The sequence below is a fragment of the Gardnerella sp. DNF00550 genome (genome assembly GCF_049262685.1).
GTDB lineage: Bacteria > Actinomycetota > Actinomycetes > Actinomycetales > Bifidobacteriaceae > Bifidobacterium > Bifidobacterium leopoldii.
Genome location: NZ_CP058397.1, coordinates 1,326,094 through 1,349,676 on the forward strand (window position 1 = coordinate 1,326,094; position 23,583 = coordinate 1,349,676).

Here is a 23,583-nt window from a genome sequence, read left to right on the forward strand (position 1 = left end):
CGAAAGTTTGCTTACTAGCTCATATAAGCAGGCAAACCAACACTTTTAGTTCAAACGCAACTCCGTAGAAGGTGCGAACAGATGCATCTTAGATGGATCAATCTTGATCTTCACGGTGTCGCCAACCTTTGGAAGAGCACGTGGGTTCACGCGAATAGTAGTGAGCTTGTTTTGATCAGACATCATCGTAGATGCTTCCTCAGGAGAACCATCGGTGATGATATTGCCGTAGATATAGCCATCGGAACCGAGATCTTCCACGTTCATTACCTTCAAGGAGAACGCATTTGGATCATCGGATGTTGCCAAGCTTGCATCTTCTGGACGGAAGCCAACAATAATCTGTCCGTTATCTTCTGCAGTGAGCTTGTCAACAGCCTCAGCTGGAAGAACTATAGAATCCTCACCGATCTGAGCTCGACCGTTTACAACTGGGTGCTGATTGATATTCATGGATGGCGAGCCAATGAAGCCTGCAACGAATACATTTGCAGGGCGGTCATAAAGCTCAGTAGGAGCTCCAACCTGCTGCAATACGCCAAGCTTAATCACTGCAATGCGATCGCCCATGGTCAAAGCTTCAGTCTGATCGTGGGTAACGTACAGAGTAGTAACACCAAGCTGACGCTGCAAAGCAGCAATCTGAGTACGAGTCTGAACGCGGAGCTTAGCATCAAGGTTGGAAAGAGGCTCATCCATGAGGAAGACTTTTGGTTCACGAACAATTGCGCGACCCATAGCAACACGCTGACGCTGACCACCAGACAAAGCCTTCGGCTTACGATCCAAATACTCTGTCAAATCCAACACTTCTGCAGCTTTTTCAACACGCTTGCGAATTTCTTCCTTAGGAACACCAGCAATCTTCAAAGCAAAGCCCATGTTATCAGCAACTGTCATGTGTGGATACAGTGCATAATTCTGGAAGACCATTGCAATATCGCGATCCTTTGGCTGCATTGTAGTAACATCTTGACCGCCGATGAGGATACGTCCTTTGTTAACCTCTTCAAGACCTGCCAACATACGCAAAGTAGTTGACTTACCGGAACCAGATGGACCAACGAGTACGAGGAACTCACCATCTTTAATAGTCATGTTCAAGTCATCAACCGAAGGCTTATCGTTGCCCGGGTATATACGAGTCACATGATCAAATACAACTTCTGCCATGATATGTCCTTTCATCGGCAGGTACGTGCCGAACGATCCGTAGTGAAGGGTGTGCACTCATGACCCCAATTCCTACATCGGCGGGTATCAATCGTCCACAGTTTACTTACCTGGTCCATTGAAGGTTCTCTTCGTTGAGCCATGCCTTAATATATCATGTTTATCTTAGAAAAACAGCAAAAAATCAGTATTTTGCATAAACTCGGCGTGTCGAGTAAGACGCACAAAAGGAGAATAACTATGGATCAACAACAAGAAACAACAAATGATGAAATGCAAAAATCAAATACCCCTTATAGTAAAAGCTTAATTGGCATCGTAATAGCACTAGTTATTCTTGCATTCGCTGCAGGAGCTGGGTTTATGACTTATTACAATTCAATCAATAAACCACAAGTAAAAATTGAAAATCCAACAACCAATAAGCCAGATACACAAATTGAGGATACAGCAAACTCCCAAATAGCCAAAGAGATTAAAAAACTGCCTTCTTCTGACATCCCACCGGCATCTAATTTACAAGGCGGAATTCTTCTTAGCAAGGATGGGTACGGCAAGCAAGCTGCTGGTGCTCCTACAGTTGCTACTTATTTTGATCCTTTGTGCCCTGGTTGCGGATCCTTTAATCGTACTGTTGATGAAACTTTAATTAAAATGGTTGAAGCAGGTCAAATTAACCTAGAACTTCACCCTATGTCATTCTTAAATCGTTTTAGCTCAGATCAATATTCTTATCGCGTCTCAAGCGGTATTGCTTATATCGCCTCATATGATAACGATCCAAAGCATTTGCTTCAGTTTATCAATAGCATCTTTAGTGAAAGATTCCAGCCGGAAGAAGGCGATGGATACCAAGCAACACCGAATAAAGCTCTTATTGATTTAGCTGAAGATGCTGGAGTTGCAAATAAGATTGCGAATGAAGCCTTTAACCTACACTATGTTAAGTGGCAAGAAGTTATTAATGAGAATACTCCAGAAGAAAAAGCTTTATGGAATGTTTCTGGCTCTAATAAAGGCGCTATGACAACTCCAACAGTAACAATTAATGGTAAGCTAGTAGATCTCAATGCAGCTTCTGAAAAGCAGATGGATCCTTTGGAAGCTATATTAAAGTCTTTGGGAATCGATAAAGAACATGTTGGCAAATCTGGCCATATGCCAAAAGTTACATATAAGAGCAAGCCGCTTGATTTATAAATAAAATTAAGTAATTTCTATACTAAAACGGACGTTAAGAATACACTCAACGTCCGTTTTTATTTAATAATTTATATTTCTATAATTTAGCTTATTTACAATGCAATAGGGGAACTAGTGTCAGACACTTTAGGCATCTGACCTGCAACTCCAACTTGCTTTTTATCCAAGCCAATGCAATGAAGCAGAGCATCAAGCACCTTCATTTTTTTCTCATTAATGGCATTCATATCAAGCAATTTATCGTTAATAGTTACTGTTGGAGTTGTCATAGATCCTTTATTTGAACCGCTGACATTCCACAATTCCTTACGATCAGGAGTGTATTTATTAACTAGCAGCTGCCACTTCAAATATTGGCGGTTAAAAGCTTTACTTGCAATTTCGTTTGGAATTCCAGATTTCTTAGCCAGTTTAATCAATTCTTTATTGCTTACAGGCTTATATCCCTCGCCTTCTTCCGGCTGGAATTTTTCGTTAAAAATACCATTGATAAACTGAAGCAAATGCTTTGGATCGTTATCATATGAAGCGATATAAGCAATAGCACTAGAAACACGAGTCGAGTAATGGTCAGTAGAAAGTCCATCCAAGAATGACATTGGGTGAAGTTCTAGGTTAATTTGACCTGCTTCAACCATTTTAATTAAAGTTTCATCAACAGTACGATTAAAGTTTCCACAGCCAGGGCACAAAGGATCAAAATAAGTAGCAACTGTAGGAGCACCAGCAGCTTGCTTGCCGTACCCATCCTTGCTAAGAAGAATTCCATTCTTAGAATTAACACCGCTTGGACGAATACTTGGATCAATATTATCCAAATTATGATTAGATTTTGCAGATTGCTCTACTTTTTTCTGAGGCTGAACGTAAGCTGCCTGATACGCAGTAATGCCTACAGCAGCCAACATAGCCGCAACAATAATTACTACAATAACGCCGATAATTGCTTGCTGACGACGCTCACGCGCGGCACGTTCGCGATTTTCTATGGTTCTTTGTAGGCGAGTAGCAGATGAATCTCCCTGCTTATTATCACGCATCTGAATTTTAGGCATTGTTATCCTTCAACCCTTTATTTCGCATGCTAAGACTAGTTCCTAGCAGCATTCTTGCTAATGAAATAATAACCTCACCACAGTTTAGTAGATGGCATCAACGGAAAATACACATTACGTATCGTACTATTTTTATTTTTCAAATGATTTTCCAGAATAAAATAACGCACCTAATCCTAAACGGAATTTTGTAGTCCATTTAACTACAGCAAAAACAACCCATGCAACAATAAATCCTAGAGTATATCCAAATGCAGTATTTGAAAAAATATTAGGTGAGTAAGCTGGCAAAAGAATACGCAAGGATCCAACATCTATAGAAAGTAATTCAGGATTATCACCACAGAGAAATGGATATATAACAGCTCCAATACCTCCAGAAATCACAATAGTTATAACTCGTGGAAGCATGTAGACGAATCCTCGAATAATATGCCATGGCAAAGTTGCAATACGCACTACAGAATCATGACGAGGAATTATTCCATCGTTAAGTTGACATCTTCGCAAGCTTGATGAAATACTGTAGCCGGATGTTGCACTAATCCACATAAAAACCATCGCAAAACCAATAGAATCGAGAATGCTTAAGCAAGCAATGGCTAAATGAAGAATTATACAAATCAGCAGTATCCATGTTCCTTTACGCACATAATCATGTTGATTAAGAGTATGATCTACAGAAGGCACTTCATCACTTTTAACATGAAGGGAATCGCCTGCTTCATTTTCAATATTGTCATTATCAAAAACGTTATTAGAGGCATGAATAAGTTTTGAAGATTGTGCAATACGTGAATTGTTTGAATTGTCGTTTTGTATATGCTGTAAATCGACATCGTTTAACGCATTAATTCGTGTTTTTTCATCTACACAAAATGTTTTATCGTCTTCACTATCTAATGAATGCGGCATAACAGTAGTAGAACGAACAGTTACGGTTGGCGTTTCTCCATCAGAGTTAAGATTTGTTATGCCAGCTGTACCAGCTGCATCGCAGGTACGAGAATTTGTTAGTATAGCAGTTTTTTCTTTTGTTTCACGACTTGTTTCACGCCACATTTTACGCATAGTTATGTTAGTGGCATTACGGTCAAAAGGGCGGTTCACCTCCGGCCAGGCTAAAGGATCCATAGCATCTTGACTAATTGCATTTTCTAAATCAGATAGCATGCAACGCTGTTCTCGAATCGGATTCAACGCCTTACGAAAAGCAGCCATTGTTCTAGGAGGCAACCCAGTTAAATCTGCATTGCCTGAGGCAGCACGCTCCAAAACCGCCATCATAGGCTTTGTGCCAAAAACAGGCTTACCGGTAGCCGCAAACGCAAGCACAGCAGCAACAGACCACCAATCTGTAAGTTCATCTGAATCTCCGCCTTCAATAATTTCTGGAGCAATAAAACCAGGAGTGCCCATCACTAATCCCGTGCGAGTAACATGGCTTTCACCTTCACCCATCGCAATACCAAAATCTACTAATACTGGTCCAGTAGCAGAAATCATTACATTAGTTGGTTTAATATCGCGATGAACAATACCGGCTTCATGAACTGCCTTAACAGCTTCAATAAGCTTATGCGCAAGACGCTCTAAATCATCTGCAATATAGGGCCCATTCTCATCCACGTCTTCGCGCAAATTATGTCCTTCAATCAATTCTGTCACAATAAAAGCGATTGAAGCATCTAATTCCATATCCACTATCGCGCAAACACCTGGATGATGAATCCTCTGCAAAGCCAAAGCTTCACGTTTTAAACGCATTCGAGCACGTTCCTGCTCAGAATCCTCATCTTCACTCTGTTTTGTACGAACAGAAGCACGTAATATTTTCATAGCATATTGATTGCCGCCATCGTCATTAACGCGCCAAACTGACCCCATTGCGCCGCCGCCAAGCCTAGAAATAAGCGTGTATCCGCCTACATTATTTCCTGGCTGCAAATCGAACATGCTTGTATCTTCCATACTGCATTATGTTAATGCCTTATATTGCCAAATACGCAAATATAAACAACAAAAAACACGCCGTTTCTATATTCAACATCGCCGTAATTTTGTAATGACGTGGCATATGGTACACTAATCAATTGTTCTACTTAGCATGATTTGTTATGCTAACGAGAAAACATCGCCTCCTTAGCTCAGATGGCCAGAGCGGCCGCCTTGTAAGCGGCAGGTCGCCGGTTCGATCCCGGCAGGAGGCTCCATTTTTATTCCACTCGTTTCGTAAGTATTTCTTATTTTCTGTTCACATATTCCAGAACTATAGTTTTGTTATCTTTCGTATCACATATAATGACGTGAAATGATTAAAGCAGAGGGGATAGTGGCTAATTAACTATTCAAAAATAGAAAAGATTTCTATTTTTCATATACAGTGCCAAATTATGGCGTATTATGAAAATAACAAATCTATATCTGCGCACACGATCATCTTTATAACAAAACTTTTCGCGAGTAAGAACTCGGGAACCTTCCCCCAACTCAGGGTTTCCGAGGTGAGAGTGGAGCGTCCCCCAACCAGCTCCACCTCATAGGGGGCGGGAATATCCCCTTCTCTCCCGCCCCCACTTTTATTTTGTTTTGCACTCAATTTTGAATGCAAAACTGAAGGTATAATAGAAAAGTTAGCATTATTGCGAAGGGAGTGATTGTATGGCACGTCGATGGACGCCTAGACGATTAATAGTGATGCGTCGTGCAAGAATAATCGCCTGTGTTTTATCTATATCACTCACAGCAACAAGCTTGTTTATATTTACAGCTAAAAAATCTGTTGCAATGATCGTAAATGGAAAAACGCGTATTGTAAGCACTTATTCAACAAATCCAATACGTTTACTGGAAGAACAACACGTACCAGTAAAAACTCACGATCAAATTATTTCTTCTTCTGGAGATATTCTCACAAATCATTCTACTGTAACAGTTCGCAGTGCTTATCAAACTTCTATCACTGTAGATGGAGTAACTATACCGTTCTGGACTGTTGCAACTAGTGTCGATCAATTAATCGGCTTTTTTAAGGCTAATGCTAAGAACGCTTCACGAATTACAGTAAATTTGCAAAATATTTACGATAAACTAACTTGCGGCTTATCGATTAATAAAAAAGGCCCAATTAGCGTTATCGCTGACGGGAAAACACGCGTTGTGCAAAATGGAGACTTACCTGCGAGCGCAATTCTTGATTCTCAAGGTATAGTGCTCGGCAAGGAAGATCGCGTAAGCGTAGAAGAAGATGATGGAAATACTGTTTTACGTGTTTCTCGAGTTACTCATGGCAAAGAAACTCGTACGGTTTCATTACCTTTTGCCACACAAACTGTAGTAGATCCTAAACTTCCAGCAAATTCTCGCGTTGTACAACAAGTTGGCGTGAATGGTGAGCGAGAAGATGTTTATAACGTTACATACGTAGATGGCAAAGCAGAAAGCGCAACTCTAGTTTCGCAAAATTTGGTAAAGCCTGCAGTTAATCAAGTTATTGCTGTAGGTAAGGCTGCTCCCGCACCAATTCACAAAAATAATACAAATACACAAAAGTCAAAACAATCCAAACAACAAACAAACTCTCAACACAAAAAGCAGAATACTGAGCAGCCTGCAAAACAGGAGAAGAAAAACAGCCAACAGCAAACTCAACAAAATCAGAATAAAACGCAAAATCAGGCTCAAAGTAAAGACCAGAATAGTAACAATGGTGCGCAAACATCACAAACTCAACAACAAACCGCATCTGCAGCTCCCGCACCTGCAGCTAATCCACCTGCACCCGCTCCAAGCTCTAATCCCGATAGCCTCGTACATGCTACTCCAGAACAAGCTAAACTATTTGCTCAGGGCGCGGCTGCGCAAATGGGTTGGACCGGTAAAGAATGGGAAGATCTTTTATGGTTATGGAATAGGGAATCTGGATGGAGATGGAACGCAGAAAATCCTAGCTCACACGCTTATGGCATTCCTCAAGCTCTTCCTGCAAATAAAATGAGCAGCGCAGGAGCTAATTGGCATGAAGATGCCGCAATACAAATTAGCTGGGGTCTAAGTTACATTAAGGGCAAATATAAAACACCTAGTGGAGCAGTAAAGCATTCGCGCGAAATTGGCTGGTATTAAAAGGCAGCAGCGTGTTTTAACGCACTTTGGTGCAACAGATTAATTGTTACGAAATTTGGATGGTAAAACTTTGACAGAAATCAGCATTGAAAATGAAGGTCAGCTTTTAGGTGCAGCAGATATTAGACGTATTGCTGCCGAGGAAGGCATTACTCCTACCAAAAAGTTTGGTCAAAATTTCGTTATTGATCCTGGTACAGTGCGAAAAATAGTAGCGGCAGCTGGAGTTAAATCTGGCGATATCGTTATGGAGGTAGGGCCTGGTCTTGGTTCTCTTACTCTTGCAATATTGCAAACAGGAGCACAGCTTACTGCAGTAGAAATAGACCCTCCGCTAGCTCGACGATTGCCGCATACTGTAGAAGAATTTATGCCTAAAGCAATGCAAAAGTTTAATGTCATTCTAAAAGATGCTTTAACAGTAAATGCCGATGATGTTCCACAAATTGCACAGGCTAAAAAATTTACTCTTGTTGCAAACCTGCCATACAATGTTGCGACGCCTATTATTCTTACTTTGCTAGAAAAATTTAGCAACTTACAGAATTTTCTAGTTATGGTTCAAAAAGAGGTAGCAGATCGTTTATGCGCACAACCTGGGAATAAAGTATATGGCACACCAAGTGTTAAGTTGGCGTGGTACGGCAAAGCCCAGCGCGCAGGGCTTATCGGTCGTAATGTGTTTTGGCCATCGCCAAACGTTGATTCGGCATTAGTTTCTTTTACTCGCGATTGCACAAGCAAAGGTGACAACAATGAGCGTGAGGGAGTATTCGCTTTCATTGATGCAGCCTTCCAGCAACGACGTAAGACATTGCACGCAGCTCTTAAAAATCAAGTTCCAGAAGAAGCATATAAAAATTCTGGAATTGACCCAACTAGACGCGGCGAGACGCTTACTTGCGATGAATTTATTGCTTTGTATCGCGCATGCAAAGATTGTCAATTATAAATAAAACGCATATTTATTCGTTGAATAAATATGCAAAATAAAATATTACGCAATGAAATATTACGTATATTCTGCAGCTTGTGTAAACTTGCTGCTAACAAAGTTACAAACCACAGATCGGAAGTGAACATGACGCAAGAATACGACGAACGTATTGCTCGTAAAGCTTTCATGTATCAAAGAAAAAGATCTGTACTCACCACAGTGGGCGTAGGCCTAGGCGTCACCTTTATATTTGCTTTACTTGTGCAATTCCACGCTTTTGGTATAAATTCTGTGCGTGCTCCAAAAGATAACCCAAATTATGGTGTTCCAGCTCCATGCGCAATAATAGGAAAAGAAGGAGCCAAAGCCCCTTACGTAGATAATAGAGCTGTAGCAATCAGAGTTCTAAACGGCACAAAGTTCCGCGGTTTTGCTCGCGCTGTTGGCGAAGCTTTAAACGCTCGTGGATTTAACTTAACAGAGGTTAACAATAACAAATCAAGTAATATTAAACGAACAATCATTTACTTTGGAAAAAACGCTATTAATGAAGCTTATACAGTAAACGCTAATTTTACCGATGCAATTATGCGAATGGATGATAGAAAAGATAAGCTCGTCGATATTGTGCTTGGCTCTACTTTTAATAATCTTCGCCCTAAAGTAGATGTTCCAGCAGCAGGCGCAGCAATACATGAAGTGCAAGGATGTATAAGAGCTGACCTTATGAAAAACATTCCTAAGGCAGATCAGCATAAGGAAGTTAGATAAAAAAGAGTAGCAGTATAAAATATTTTACTGCTACTCTTTTATTTAAGTGAAGAAACTTTTACTTTTTGTACGTTTCCTCATACCATCGCTGTAATTCTTCTACAGCAATATCATGGTCTACCGGACCATTATCGAGACGGTAATCAAGCATATGCTTATAAGCCTCACCAACTATTGGACCTGGTTGCAAATGCAATAATTGCATTATTTCATTACCGTCTACATCAGGTCTAATAGCGTTAAAATCTTCCTGCTTTTTAAGCTCTTTTACGCGCTCTTCCATCTCGTCCATCGCATGCTCAAACATTAACGATTTGCGACGATTCTGAGTGGTTGCATCTGCTCTAGTAAGTCGATTCAACCGCTCATACAGATGTCCTGAATCTTTTACGTAACGACGAACTGCAGAATCAGTCCACGGTTCATCAACATACCCATGAAAACGCAAATGCAAATTCACTAATTCAGTAACATCGTCGATAAGATGATGATCAAAATGCAGTGCTTTCAAACGTTTACGAGTCATTTTTGCGCCAACAACATCATGGTGGTGGAAACTAACTTTCCCTCCATCTTCAAATTTTCGAGTTTTTGGCTTCCCAATGTCATGCAATAAAGCAGCTAGACGCAATGTTAAATCTGGAGACGGCACTGGACCTTCTTGATCTGTTTCCAAAGCTATAGCGCGCTCAAGAACCATCATTGTGTGTTCAAAAACGTCCTTATGACGATGATGCTCGTCAATTTCAAGCTGTAAAGCTGGAATCTCCGGAAGAACACGCTGAGCTATACCAGATTCAACAAGAGCTTCTAATCCTTTACGAGGTCTGTCCGAAAGTAACATTTTAGTAATTTCGTCGCGAATTCTTTCAGCAGAAACAATATCTAACCTATCTGCCATGTCTACAATCGCTTCAGCAGTATTTGCTTCGATACTAAACCCAAGTTGCGCAACAAAACGAATTGCACGCATCATACGCAAAGGATCGTCATCAAAAGATTGACGAGGATCAACCGGGGTTCGCAACACGCCTTTAGCTAAATCACTGGCACCGCCAAAAGGATCCACAAACTCTAAATCTGGCACGCGCAACGCCATTGCGTTGACAGTAAAATCACGCCTAGAAAGATCACCTTCTAAAGTATCACCGTATTGCACTTCAGGTTTACGAGAATCTGGATCGTACACATCAGAACGATATGTAGTAATTTCAACTTTTACTTCTGTACCATCAGCACGCCGACGCATAGCTCCCAACGTGCCAAATTTACGACCCATATCCCAAAAACCATCATGTCCCCAACGACGCAAAATAGGTTCAAACTCTTCAGGTCGAGCTGATGTACAAAAATCAAGATCATGCGACACGCGATGCAGTAGCATATCTCTCACAGGACCACCAACTAATGCAAGTTCATAATGACGCTCAGCAAAAAGTCGCCCCAACTCTATAGCTTCAGGCCAAACTTCGAAGTTCTCAGTCACCCTTACCGACACCCTTTCAGCAAAAATCAATCTATATTCCAGCATACCGTTACCCCAATGCACAGCGGATTGAGTAATGTTGACTATATGATTACTCCTGCAGATTTACGACGTACACTCGCCAAGCTTGCGGATAATCATGCCCAAAATCAAGCTGCTCCTGTTATTACGCCACTTGATTTAGCTAAAATGCATAGAAAAAAGTCTTGCCAGCAAGACAGTTGTGAAGAACAAAATGTTGTTGATATTCCGCTGTTTTCTAAGGATAACAGCACTGCGCAAGACTCAGAATCGCCGGAAGATAATCTTCAAAAAACATCTTCTTTCTCAGGCGTATCTCCAGCACTTATGCCACCACGTAGACAGGCAGATACTCCTACAACTTTTGCTTCTTTAGATGCGCAAGACTTGCCAATTATTCGAGAATATTCCGCAGGCGGTTTAGTATTTGACTCTCTTGGGCGTGTCGCAATTATTGCTCGTCATTCAAGAAGCGGACACCTTGAATGGTGTCTACCAAAAGGACATATAGAAAAAGGTGAAACACCTCAAGAAACAGCAGTTCGCGAAATTCATGAGGAAACGGGTATAGTTGGCGAAGTAGTAGATTCGATTGCCACAATCGACTATTGGTTTACAGGCACAACGCATAGAGTACACAAGCTAGTGCACCATTTTGCGTTACGTTATGTAAGTGGCGACTTATCTGTATTAGGAGATCCTGATCACGAAGCAGAAGATGCAATATGGGTGAATTTTAAAGAACTTAATGCAATATTAAGCTATCCAAATGAACGTAAAATTGCATGGCTTTATGCCAAAAAAGCACATAGGCGGTCTAACAGTGAAGAAACTCACGCGTAAACATCAGACCACAAATGCGTCTACTGCTCTAAAGCAGAAATCACTTTCATACGTATTTTCTTTATTACGAATTACGTTACAGACTTGCTTAATTTCTGCACGTTTTATTTTTATATTATTCGTAGTATTTGCAACGATTTTTGCTTTTCCAACAGCAAAATATGCAGGATTAGTAAATTATGCATATGCAAACACGAAAAAAGCAGATTTATCTGACAAAACTTCTACAAGGCAAAATAAAAAACAATCTACGTATGAGAATCCGCATAGCAAGGGCATTGAAATAGATATAACTCAAGCAACGCCTGTAGTAACAGATAAAAGCGGATACCACCTTACTGCAACACTAAAAGCCGTAAAAACGGCACTTCCAGAAGGCACTTTACAACTTTCTATAAATTCCAATTACACTTTTGTTTCGCGCACGGACGTGCAAAATTGGTCGCAAGAGGAATCTCTTATACCAACTCCTCAAATTTTAGATTCCGTAAAAACTCCAAGTTTAGCTTCCGGTCACACGTGCACTCTTAGCTTTAACATACCCGCAGATAAACAAGAATTACGTTCCATCCTGAATTGGGGTCCAAAACCACTAAAAATTACGTATTTCTCACAAAATTATTCAAAATACAAATCGATACATTCTTTTTTGACAAGAGCAAATATTGGCATGCACTCAGCTAGCTTACCAGCGATGAAACTTACTGCGCTTATGCCAATATTAATTCGTACACAAAACGATTTACGCAATTTTAAAACTAATAACATTCAGCCTAGCGATCATTTAGAAACGCTACTTAGAGCCGACAAAGATAGTATTCACAACATTATTGGGAAAGCTGATTTAGCAAATAAACACTCAAAATTACAAACAATCGCAGATTTAAGCACAATACAAGCATCGCATTTAACACTCAAACCAAGCGCTTATATGCAACAATCTGGTTTTGATATCAGTGCTTATGCAGATGACAATAATGACGATTTGTATAAATCGGCAGGAATTACTAAAGAAAAATGGTCTGCAAAAAATTCGCAATCGCAGAAAAATATTACTAAAGCAAATAATTCAAAACAAACCGACTCAGCTAATCATAATTTAAATAAAGCTTATGCATGGCAAACATATGGCAAGTGGACTATTCATGCACTAGAGCAAGCAAAACGTAATGGATATGAAACTGTTATTGCAACAGACGAATTTGACAATAATGCTTCACAGTTTGCTGTTAGAAATGGCATATACGATATAGATACGCCTGCAGGGAATGTGCGAGTTTTGTCACCTCAATCAGTGCTTACTCTTCTAGCAAATGGAAAGCCTACAAGCGATAACGCAACAAGCGAAAGAACTCAGGCTGGGCGCATTAATCGTTTAGTAGCACAAAGCGCGTTCTACCAAATGGAACAGCCGTATGTTGATAGGCATATTCTTATTACTTTTTCGAATAATGCATCTAATTCAAATATTGATGCTGTTATGAACGCATTAGAACAATCTCCTTGGCTGTCGTTAAGCGACTTGCAAACAATGGCAAATACGAAGCAAAATGCCTTGCCTGACTGGAAGAAAAATTCCATAATGCGTGAAATATCTCGCAACAGCTCTATAAGCGCGAATATTACTAAAACAAGACGCTCTTGCCTAAACGATTTGTCACATTCAAGGAAAGACGTTTTACGTTTTACTAAGAATATTCTCGACTATAGTGCCGCTAAGCATCCTCATAATACTGAAGGTGACGCTCAAGCACTTGCAAAGCAAACAGCCAAAACAAAAAAACTTATTAACATAAAAGACTTAGAAAAGTATCTATTACGCTTATACGACGATATTTCGTTGCATGAATTTACCAATAATACAATCGAGCAGCAAAATTCAGCCAAAACTACTGCACACAGCAAGAAAAATAACAAGTCTTGTATAAGTAAAAATACTGCTAAGACTTTTGCAAATACACTGATGAATGGCATTCGCATAATCCCACCGCATGATATTACTGCCGTAAGCGAAACAGCAAGCATGCCTATTACGATAAGCAACACATACTCTTACCCTGTGCAAGTGTATTTATCTGCAAATACTCATGCTATGGAAATTGTTACACGCCGTAAAACTTTAGTAAAAATTCCAGCTAATAGCGAAACTCAAGTAACTTTACCGTTGAGAATTACTACATCAATTCACACAAAAGCTACTTTTGTGCTTGAAGACAATCAGCATCGCGTATTTGCAAAAGAACAGAGCACACTTATTACTAGTACACTGCAAATTAGTGATAAAAGCGGTACGATTATTATAGTATTTGCTTTCATTCTTGGTCTTCTTGGCCTTTGGAGGCAATTCCACCGTAAGAAGGATCCAGACGAATGAGTTCAGTAGGTCGAAATTCTGTAATTATGGCTAGCGGAACAGCCGCATCACGCATTACAGGTCAAATACGTACTATCTTATTAGCAGCAGCCCTTGGAACAACAGGTTTGGCAGCAAACGCATATCAAGCTGGATCTATGATTCCACAGCTAATATATACACTTGTTTCAGGTGGAATTTTCAACGCTGTATTAGTACCGCAAATTGTTCGCACTCTCGAAAAGAAAAATGCCGAGGAACGCTTAAATAAACTTATTACATTTGCAATTCTTCTGCTTCTCGCGCTAACAGTTCTTATGTCTATAGCAACGCCTGTGCTCACTATGCTATACGCCGGCGGAAGCGCCGAAATGCAAACATTAACTTGTTCATTTACTTTATGGTGCATGCCTCAAATTTTCTTTTACGGTATTTATACAGTACTTGGGCAAGTTTTGGCAGCAAAAGAGCATTTTGCCATGTACGCGTGGAGTTCAGTTGCAGCAAATATTATTAGTTGCCTAGGCTTTGGCGTTTTTATCATCATCTTTGGTAAAGCAAATAGGATGCCACTAAGTTTTTGGAATGGCAATACTCTTTTGCTCACTGCAGGATTCTGGACTATCGGCGTAGCAGCACAAGCTTTAGTGTTATTCCTACCTCTTATAAAATGCGGAATACACTACAAGCCAAGTTTTGGTATACGAGATATCGGTTTAAGATCAATGGGCCCTGTTGCTGCATGGAGCATGGGCATTGTTATTGTTACACAAATAGTTGTAATGATTACTACGCATATAACAACAAGCGTCCCATTTGTTGCTGAAAAACGTTTAGGATTAGATCAGTTTGAAGTAGCAGGTAATGCTACTTATCAAAACGCTTACACAATGTTCCTATTGCCATACTCTTTAGTTGCAGTATCTGTTGCAACAGCAATTTTCCCTAAAATTTCACGCTCTATTGCATCTCACGATTTACATAGCGCGCGCAATGACTTAAGTGAAGCACTCAGGCATGTAAGCATAATTATGTGCTTCTTTACAGTCATTTTTATTGTTATTCCAACACCTATTTCGTTAGCTTTAATACCATCAATAAGTGTTCAAGAAGCAAACCTTATGTCCGCACCTCTAATGATGCTAGCTTTTGGCTTGCCTTTAACTAGTAGCTATTTGATTATTCAACGCACATTCTTTGCTTTTGAAGACGGTAAAAGTCCTTTTATTTTCGCAGCAGCGCAACTTTTTACTGAGCTTTTCGCTTTTATCGGTTGCATTAATGTACTGTCACCTACTTATTGGGTTACAGCTTTAGGCTCATCAGTTTCAATAAGCTACTTCTTGACTTTCCCATCACTTGTTCATATGCTTCGAAATCGTTTCAACAATGACTTAGATGATCGAAATCTTATAATTACGCATATAAAAATTATTATTGCTTCAATAGTATCTATTGTTGTTGGTTTCTTAGTGAGTAAACCGCTATTGCATGTTTTAAACTTCAATTCCCCACATATGCATGGAGTATTAAGGTGGGTATACGCAATACTTATTTGCGCAATAACAACAATTATTATTGCTGTTGTTTATCTGTCAGCACTCTTACTTTTGAGGACCAGAGAACTTGTAGATTTGTCTGCTCCAATAATTAGTAAGCTTGCCCAAAAGATTCCTGCTCTTATTCCTCTTGCTAAAATTTTTGAAGAAACTGCAAAAAGTCAATCACAACGCGAACAGAAAAATCTTAGAATTCCACGTAGAATACAATCCGATGCAAAATATCATGATTCTTCTAACGGCAAAAACTTCTAAGAGCGTAGTTTCATATTGAGCTTTTCCTTAAAATATGTGATTATTTGGGAAATTATTTCAATAACAGCAAAATGCTGTACATAACATGACGGCTCACCAGTACAATTATGTGTTAGTAAAAAATGTTAAGTTACTTATTGCACATGCGTAGGAAGATGAGGAACAAATGGAACCTCGGTTAGGAGATATTGTACTAAATCGATACGTATTAGTATCGCTTTTGCGCAACGAAGCAGGCTTGCAAGTATGGCAAGCTAATGACCGCATACTTACGCAGGATTGCCAGCTTTTTATTGTACGAGATTCACGTTTTTTGCCGCAAGTAAATACAATTGCATCAACCTTGGCTTTATCGCATAGCCGCAAGTTTACGCAAGTACTTCAATTACGGCATCATGATTCTGTTGCAATTATTGTTACAGCTTTAGATCGCGGTATTACTATCAATGATTATTTGGCTCTTAAAAAAGCACCTTTAAGCTACGAAGCAATAAGAACTATTGTTGCAGAAACTGCACAAGCTTTAAGCAGATTACTTGCTAGCAATATCACTCACCACGCTGTTTCTAGTGACACTGTTCGCATAAGTTCTTCAGGAATTGAGTTAGCAGATACTCCAGTAAGTCCTCTTTTGGAAGATGTGACTCAAAAAGATGATGATCAAATTCCAAGGCAAAATGTTGAACATATTGCAACTAAGCAACTTGCGTCATTGTTATACACTTTGATTACTAAAACTTCTTCTCGAATACAAGCTCGTTTTGATGCGTCTCTTCTGCCAGATAATACTCCTTCAGAATTTAGGATGATTTGCACAAGAAGCCTAGCTCCAAATAAAAATAACAACGTAATACCTATGGCGTCTATTGCAGAATTAGTAGCATTATTAGGTTCATATACGCCTTTATCGAAGCTCACAACAAAAGATATTGTGCTTGATGGTAAAACAAGTGCTGCTTCTATTAGCAATGTTCGACTTCGCGAAGCAAAAGATGATTTTATATTACCTTTGCCTGAAGGTCTTTCACAAAGTGAAGAAGAATTTGATGCACAATTAATGCAAAGAAATAATCAGGATTCTAACGATTTTTCTTCAACTAATTCAGCCAACACTATTTCAAACAATACAAATGGATCCGCTAAATTAAGTAATAGTTTCAAAAATGCTGGGAGAACATTAGGATCTCTTCTTAAAAGAAGCAACACTAACTCAGATTCTGAAGGCATTGGTAACAATAGTTTTAGTGACGAAACTAACACTAATACAGATATAGATTTTCATGATATTGCAGCAGCAGAAATGGCTAGCATTCTCGCTCCTACAGAACTTGATACAGACGATGCTCTTTTCCCAACATTGTCTGCTTCATATAAACATTTTCCTGATACTGCTACGTCTAAAAATATTTTTGATCACGTTGAAAATACGAGAAATCAAACTTCCAAAAATACTATTAGCGAAACAGGCGTAGTTAGTAGTTTTGATTTTGGGCATCTTCTTACTGAAAATAATCAGCACACAGAATTAATGTCAAGACCACAAAACTTAACTTCAGAAGGCGAATCTACTGGTCGCGTTCCTGTTGTTGATTCTCACGGAAGATTTGTAGCTCCTGGAGAGGAATCAGCAAGAGCACTTAGAGACGAAATAAACAGTGACCAAAACGACGATGTCCAAGAAAATGGAGCACTTTCTTTGCCGCCAAGCTTCCAGCCTCTGGAACAAGCTGCTACTTTGCATAAACAAAAGCAGAATACACAAAATAACAACACTATTGCAGATGCTAAGATTTGGTGGGGTCTTTCAACCAAAGTTATTGCTATCGGGGCTGTCTCGTTACTCCTTGTAGCTGGATTAGCTTTGGCATTACATGGTCTATTTGGAAATCATGAAAGCACAGATAGCTTCGGAAACAACGGCTCATGGGATAGCACTAGTCTAGAAAATGTTCCGTTTGGCAGCCAAGGTATTCTTCCTCAAGAAAAACAACCTGCTAAGAAAAATATGGGTCGTAAGCAAGTAAAACCTGTGCCTAAGCCTAAAATTCCTACTAATAACGTTGCTTACGAAGCTGATCGTTATCAATTCTTAAGCTTCCCAGCTAATCAAGCTGGATATGGATACTATATTCACTTAACCGAACCACAAACTGTGTATCGCTTCGTTGTTTCGATACGTTCCTCTGGAGGTCACGCATATTTGTTGGCAGATACTAAAGATAATCCAACTAAGGGAACTCAAGTAGCAGAATTTACATTCGACGAAAGTGGAACAACAGATGTAAAACTTAAGAAGATTGTAAAATCTCAAGATTTCATGCTATGGGTTCCAAAAGATAGCATGCCTAAGAACAGTTTGTACATCAATTCTGTAAAACTGTACTGAATCTCTTATAATAAGTGCTTTAAGGAAATAAGTAATGGAAAATAAACTTCGAAAAGTTATCATAATTGGATCCGGACCTGCAGGATACACTGCTGCAATATATTTGGGTCGCGCTGGGTACAAACCACTTGTTATTGCTGGAGCTCTTACTCCAGGCGGTCAATTGATGAACACAACGGAAGTAGAGAATTATCCAGGATTCCCAGAAGGTATTTTAGGCCCTGACTTAATGGAATCTATGCAAAAACAAGCTGAAAAGTTTGGCGCAGAAGTATTGTTGAACGATGTCACTTCTGTAGACTTTAAGAGCGCTGTAAAGCTCGTTACTACCGATGACGGTATAACTTATGAGTCCGACGCAGTTATTGTCTCTACGGGCTCGCAAGTGCGCAAATTGGGCGTTCCGGGAGAACTCGAGTACTCCGGCAGAGGTGTATCTTATTGCGCAACTTGCGACGGCTTCTTTTTCCGAGGAAAACCAATTACTGTAGTTGGTGGGGGAGATTCTGCTTTTGAAGAAGCATTGTTCCTCACACGATTTGGTTCTTCTGTTACTTTAATTCACCGCAGAGATGAGTTCCGCGCTTCAAAGATTATGGTTGACAGAGCAAAAGAGAACGAAAAAATCAAATTTATTACAAATAGCGTTGTAGATGAAGTGCACGGCAACGATGTAGAAGCTACTTCACTCACTGTTCGCAATGTTATTACGGGAGAAACTCAAGAAGTTGAGTCAGCCGGATTGTTTGTGGCAATTGGTCACACTCCTGCAACAAAGTTCTTAAACGGCCAATTAAAGCTTAATGAAGATGGAACGATTGTTGTTGATGGCGCAACTACTCGCACTTCTGCTGAAGGCGTTTTTGCTGCTGGAGATGTTGTCGACAACATGTATCGTCAAGCAATTTCTGCAGCAGGAATGGGATGCAGAGCAGCTCTTGACGCTCAAGCTTATCTTAACGAAAAATATAGCTAAGCATCATAATATAAACTCCAGCTTTTATATTTGTTAAATTACTAAATTTTATTATTAAAATATTATTAAAGTATTTTCGGCTGAGTAAGTTTCACGTGAAACAAGCTCAGCCGAAAAACGATTTTATCTAATAGATATATTAGTTAGCATTTAGTTATGCTGAGAACCTGGCACAGGAAGAGCAATCTTAGCATTCAACTTTGCCTCGGCTAATTCTTTATGTTTCTCTAGCAACTCATTTTCAATTTCTGAATCCGAGCTGATCGTGTCGTAAGCATTTACTTCATCCAATCTGATGTCATCATCTATGTTAGTGTTGCCAGGATTAGCATAAGTATCGAGATTGACACCGTCAAAAGTAAAATCATAAGATGGAAGCGAAGTGTAATCCCCACCAGTTGTATAATCACCCATATTCAATAATTCAACTGAAGCCTTTTTACCTGAATAAAGATTATCAAATGAGTCTAAATCACCCAAGTGATAAGAAGAAGGATTGACATAGGTATCAGAATCGACACCGTCAAGAATAGAAGCATAAGGCGGAAGCGGAGCACAATCCCCACCAGTCATATAATCACACTTGTTCAATAATTCAACTGAAACCTTTTTACCTGAATAAAGATTATCAAATGAGTCTAAACTACTCAGGTAAGAATTAGAAGGATTGGTATAAACACTATGATCAACACCGTCAAGAATAGAAGCATAAGGCGGAAGCGGAGCACAATCCCCACCAGTCATATAATCACACTTGTTCAATAATTCAACTGAAACCTTTTTACCTGAATAAAGATTATCAAATGAGTCTAAACTACTCAGGTAAGAACTAGAAGGATTGGTATAAACACTATGATCAACATCATCAAAAACACATGCATGAGCACTGGATGCAAATAATCCAGAAACAACTAGCCCACAAACCACGCTTACACTAAAAGCAAAAGTTTTAGCAACTTTCTTATTTAACATATCTTTCCCTTTCTTCTATATATGCATTTTTGCAAATATTATTCACCATTTATGCGAATGAGCGTTATCTGTTTTAAATATCGGATAACACTAAACATTAGGCTATATACGAACCGATCAAAAATCAAGCATTATGCATAATATTGGATTTGATATTCCTATTTTACTTACTTCACATGCTATTCTTATACATGCCATCCTAATTACGTTGCTACTACTGAGCAACTTATTTGCACACTCCGATATTTATTTCTTAATAGTTCTTAACAGAGATGCAATTACTCGTTGCATAAATTTATTCCGTCCATAAACTGCGGAGATAGGAATATTAGCGCAATTTACTTACTGTTATATTTTGTGCTACATGCTCTTCAAATCTGGTTCTAGTTTTTACCATTCCCATCAACAAGTAAACCAATAATTCGTTGCATTTCTTCAGGAGAAGAAAATACGATTTCAATGCGACCATGATTTTCTGTGCCCTTAATAGAAACTTTGGTAGCAAAATGCTCCTCAAGCTGCTTGCGCACAGGCGAAGAAGACCACTGATTATTGCGACGCACACGCGTACGTACTGCTCCATGAGATGTATCTTCATTCTTCAACGAAACAATCTCTTCAGTACTACGAACTGACAATCCTTCTGCAATAATGCGCTTAGCTAGACTTTCCATATCTTCTGGATTTTCCAAGCCAAGTAGTGCTCGTGCGTGACCTGCAGAAAGCACGCCTGAGGCGACATGTTTTTGCACGCTAGCAGGAAGATTGAGAAGTCTTAAAGTATTAGCAATTTGTGGACGTGATTTTGATACAGACTGAGAAAGCTGAATCTGTGTTAAACCAAAATCATCTATCATCTGAGAATATGCTGCCGCTTCTTCAAGAGGATTAAGAGCAACGCGATGAAGATTTTCAAGCAATGCATCTCTTAACATATTTTCATCAGCAGTTGTGCGCACAATCGCTGGAACTGTATCAAGTTCAGCTAGCTGAGAAGCACGCCATCTTCTTTCACCCATAATAAGTTCATAATGTGCAATTTGTTCATCATTTTTATCGGCATCAACAATAGGTCGCACAACTATAGGCTGTAAAACGCCAACTTCTTTAATAGATGATGCAAGTTCTCGCAGCTCATCTTCATCAAAAATTGTTCGCGGTTGATGCGCATTAGGAACAATATCTAGCGGCTTAAGATAAGCTAAATATCCGCCTTTTACTGGCTTCAAAGGCTCATTTTTTGCGGTTTTATTCGATTTTTCAACAGCTTTATTTTTTTCGCCAAAAGCATTTTCTTCATTATTTTTTGTCTTAGATGACATAAATGTAGTCGATGCTGAATCTCCAAAAAAGAAATCCATAGGTCTAGTGACATCTCCAAGAGACGGCATAGTTGAACGTTTGTGAGAATGCTTGTTAGTATGAATTGACGGCACGGTTTCACGTGAAACATTCTTTATTTTGTTATTATTCTTATCCACATGAGGAGCAATTGAATTGCTCATACTAGGGACCTTTGTTTCATGTGAAACATTTTTTGATTGATTATTATCTTTATGTAACGTTTCACGTGAAACTTTTGCTTGTTTTTCTAATTGACTATCCACAGATTCGGATTTTTCTGTTTCATGCGAAACATTAAATTGCAAATTATTAGACGCATCGGCAAGCGCATCCTCGCCAGGCAAAGCTGGGAACAAAGCACCTAAACCTTTACCCAGGCGAGACTTATTTCCACTCATTATTTATTCTCCTGTTGTTGTTCTTGTCGATTAGCATCTTGCTTTGCTGCAATAACAGATAATACAGTCTTAGATCTTTTCGCAATTTCCAACGCAGCTTCGCGATAAGAAATCGCTCCTGATCCATGAGGATCATAAGTAATAACACTTTGGTTAAAACTTGGCGCTTCAGGTATTTTCACAGTACGAGGGATCGTAGTCTCAAGCACAATATTTGGATAATGTTTTTTAACTTCTTGGAAAACTTCTCTGCCTAATAAAGTTCGCTTGTCAAACATAGTAACAAGCATTGTAGAAACAACTAAAATTGGATTGTAATGTTGCTGGACCAAACCAATAGTTCTTATAAGCTGTCCTAAACCTTCAAGAGCATAATACTCAGCTTGAATTGGTATAAGCATTTCACGTGCTGCACACATTGCATTAATAACTAATAAGCCAAGCGACGGAGGACAATCGATAAAAACATAATCATAGTGTTCGCTGCTATTATCAAGATATTCTTGCAAGGCATCCTTTAACAGATTATTACGATTATCCATATCTGCAAGCTCTAATTCAGCACCGCTTAAATCAATAGATGCTGGAACAACATCAAGTCCCTCAATATCTGGACAAGCATGTTTTACTTCAGCGATACTTTTTCGCCCTTCAAGAACATCGTAAACCGACAAATTACCAGAAGCATGAGGAGCATTTAATGCAGTTGATGCATTCCCCTGTGGATCCATATCAATAAGAAGTACTTTTGATCCACTCACAGCCATAGCTGCAGCAAGATTTACAGCAGAACTTGTTTTTCCTACTCCACCTTTTTGATTAGCAACAGCAATAAAACGCGTTTGCTTAGGCTTAGGATATTTCGCCTGTTCAATGGAATGAAAACGAGATGTCAAATCTGCCAATTCAATACCTAGGGAGGATTTCGAATCTCCAAAAATTCGTTGAATCGTTTCAGCAGCTGATTCCACGATGTATCACCCCCAATTAAATATGCGAAACTCTTAAAATAAAATATCGTGTTTTAAGTTTCGTCGTTTCTATGGACATAAAAAGCACAAATTTTTTTGATGTTTCACATGAAACATCAACACCTTATTCCATAACTAACTACGTATTTTTTCGATTTTTCGCACTGATTAAATCTTGCACGTTCATGAAGCTTTGCAGTAATGCTTTGCTAACAGCGATTATTTGTTGCTTAGTGAGCTTTAACAGTATTGCTCTGCAGACGTTGAGTATTTATTGCTTAAAGAACACTAGCGCCATTGCTGCTGCACACGCCATACCAGGCACTCCTACCGTACCAAAAACAACTGTGATTGGAATTAACGTATGGGAGATAGGAATTGCTTGGTCGAGCAATATAAAAGCGGAACGATAGTAATAATCTTATTGACGAATACTATTTTTGCAGAAAAAGTAAGTAAAAAACTAAACTTAACTACACAACCGCTAAGTCCAAATAAGGTATAAGAGCGGAGCGCTGTCCTCATGGCTAATCGCCATTCGGCTGAGCTTGCACGGAAAGTCCACTGGACTTTCCGTCTGAACAAGCTCACGCTCCGAGTTGCTTTCGCGCGCTACGCTCTGAGCGCGAAAGCAGGTCGTCGCGCTAGTAATTCCTATCTCACACAGCCACTTCAGAAACCCGCCAGCCAAACACCAGCCCAAAACTCGCGCCACATTAAACGATAACTCGCGCAAACACAAATTTTAATTAAAA

The 23,583-nt window shown here is 39.3% G+C and carries 16 protein-coding genes and 1 tRNA gene; 10 read left to right on the forward strand and 7 right to left on the reverse strand.

Annotation, left to right across the window (positions count from 1 at the left end):
• Window positions 1-45 precede the first annotated feature (45 nt).
• Entirely contained in the window at window positions 46-1,173 is a 1,128-nt protein-coding gene (locus HXT29_RS05355) for an ABC transporter ATP-binding protein (protein WP_422118335.1), read from the reverse strand.
• A gap of 240 nt (window positions 1,174-1,413) precedes the next feature.
• Between HXT29_RS05355 and HXT29_RS05360 the strand changes: the two genes are divergently transcribed.
• Complete coding sequence (locus tag HXT29_RS05360; protein ID WP_101892176.1) at window positions 1,414-2,373, forward strand: DsbA family protein; 960 nt, start codon at window positions 1,414-1,416, stop codon at window positions 2,371-2,373.
• A 95-nt stretch (window positions 2,374-2,468) separates the two neighbouring features.
• On the opposite strand, the gene HXT29_RS05365 is transcribed toward HXT29_RS05360, so the two are convergent.
• Both HXT29_RS05365 and HXT29_RS05370 read right to left on the reverse strand, forming a co-directional pair.
• Entirely contained in the window at window positions 2,469-3,431 is a 963-nt protein-coding gene (locus HXT29_RS05365) for a DsbA family protein (protein ID WP_004105824.1), read from the reverse strand.
• A 132-nt stretch (window positions 3,432-3,563) separates the two neighbouring features.
• Entirely contained in the window at window positions 3,564-5,402 is a 1,839-nt protein-coding gene (locus HXT29_RS05370) for a serine/threonine-protein kinase (RefSeq protein ID WP_422118336.1), read from the reverse strand.
• A gap of 165 nt (window positions 5,403-5,567) precedes the next feature.
• Between HXT29_RS05370 and HXT29_RS05375 the strand changes: the two genes are divergently transcribed.
• From HXT29_RS05375 to HXT29_RS05390, 4 genes are all read left to right on the forward strand, one after another.
• A tRNA-Thr gene (locus HXT29_RS05375) sits at window positions 5,568-5,644 on the forward strand.
• A gap of 448 nt (window positions 5,645-6,092) precedes the next feature.
• Window positions 6,093-7,556 (forward strand): G5 domain-containing protein, encoded by a 1,464-nt coding sequence (locus HXT29_RS05380; RefSeq protein ID WP_410294565.1) that lies wholly within the window; start codon window positions 6,093-6,095, stop codon window positions 7,554-7,556.
• Between the two features lie 55 nt (window positions 7,557-7,611).
• Complete coding sequence (rsmA, locus tag HXT29_RS05385) at window positions 7,612-8,508, forward strand: 16S rRNA (adenine(1518)-N(6)/adenine(1519)-N(6))-dimethyltransferase RsmA (RefSeq protein ID WP_116442562.1); 897 nt, start codon at window positions 7,612-7,614, stop codon at window positions 8,506-8,508.
• Between the two features lie 129 nt (window positions 8,509-8,637).
• Entirely contained in the window at window positions 8,638-9,264 is a 627-nt protein-coding gene (locus tag HXT29_RS05390; RefSeq protein WP_004105817.1) for a LytR C-terminal domain-containing protein, read from the forward strand.
• Window positions 9,265-9,322: 58 nt separating this feature from the next.
• On the opposite strand, the gene HXT29_RS05395 is transcribed toward HXT29_RS05390, so the two are convergent.
• Window positions 9,323-10,795: a CCA tRNA nucleotidyltransferase gene (locus HXT29_RS05395; protein ID WP_050397226.1), complete on the reverse strand. Its 1,473-nt coding sequence runs from the start codon at window positions 10,793-10,795 to the stop codon at window positions 9,323-9,325.
• Between the two features lie 42 nt (window positions 10,796-10,837).
• On the opposite strand from HXT29_RS05395, the gene HXT29_RS05400 reads away from it, so the two are divergent.
• From HXT29_RS05400 to trxB, 5 genes are all read left to right on the forward strand, one after another.
• Window positions 10,838-11,614 carry an NUDIX hydrolase gene (locus tag HXT29_RS05400; protein WP_064340307.1) on the forward strand — a complete coding sequence of 259 codons (777 nt, stop codon included), beginning with the start codon at window positions 10,838-10,840 and terminating at the stop codon, window positions 11,612-11,614.
• Window positions 11,565-13,988: a DUF6049 family protein gene (locus HXT29_RS05405; protein WP_410297157.1), complete on the forward strand. Its 2,424-nt coding sequence runs from the start codon at window positions 11,565-11,567 to the stop codon at window positions 13,986-13,988. Before HXT29_RS05400 ends, HXT29_RS05405 begins: the two co-directional genes overlap by 50 nt.
• Complete coding sequence (murJ, locus tag HXT29_RS05410; RefSeq protein WP_116442561.1) at window positions 13,985-15,781, forward strand: murein biosynthesis integral membrane protein MurJ; 1,797 nt, start codon at window positions 13,985-13,987, stop codon at window positions 15,779-15,781. The genes HXT29_RS05405 and murJ overlap by 4 nt, the downstream gene beginning before the upstream one ends.
• Window positions 15,782-15,947: 166 nt before the next feature.
• Window positions 15,948-18,167, forward strand: coding sequence for a kinase (locus HXT29_RS05415; protein WP_410297158.1), 2,220 nt, complete (start codon window positions 15,948-15,950; stop codon window positions 18,165-18,167).
• A gap of 34 nt (window positions 18,168-18,201) precedes the next feature.
• Window positions 18,202-19,143: a thioredoxin-disulfide reductase gene (gene trxB, locus HXT29_RS05420; RefSeq protein ID WP_410297159.1), complete on the forward strand. Its 942-nt coding sequence runs from the start codon at window positions 18,202-18,204 to the stop codon at window positions 19,141-19,143.
• Window positions 19,144-19,293: 150 nt separating this feature from the next.
• On the opposite strand, the gene HXT29_RS05425 is transcribed toward trxB, so the two are convergent.
• The 3 genes from HXT29_RS05425 to HXT29_RS05435 form a co-directional block, all read right to left on the reverse strand.
• On the reverse strand, window positions 19,294-19,887 hold the full coding sequence (locus tag HXT29_RS05425; RefSeq protein ID WP_410297160.1) for a hypothetical protein: 594 nt from the start codon (window positions 19,885-19,887) through the stop codon (window positions 19,294-19,296).
• A 611-nt stretch (window positions 19,888-20,498) separates the two neighbouring features.
• Window positions 20,499-21,857, reverse strand: coding sequence for a ParB/RepB/Spo0J family partition protein (locus HXT29_RS05430; protein WP_004106045.1), 1,359 nt, complete (start codon window positions 21,855-21,857; stop codon window positions 20,499-20,501).
• Entirely contained in the window at window positions 21,857-22,828 is a 972-nt protein-coding gene (locus HXT29_RS05435; protein WP_004106046.1) for a ParA family protein, read from the reverse strand. The genes HXT29_RS05430 and HXT29_RS05435 overlap by 1 nt, the downstream gene beginning before the upstream one ends.
• Window positions 22,829-23,583 lie beyond the last annotated feature (755 nt).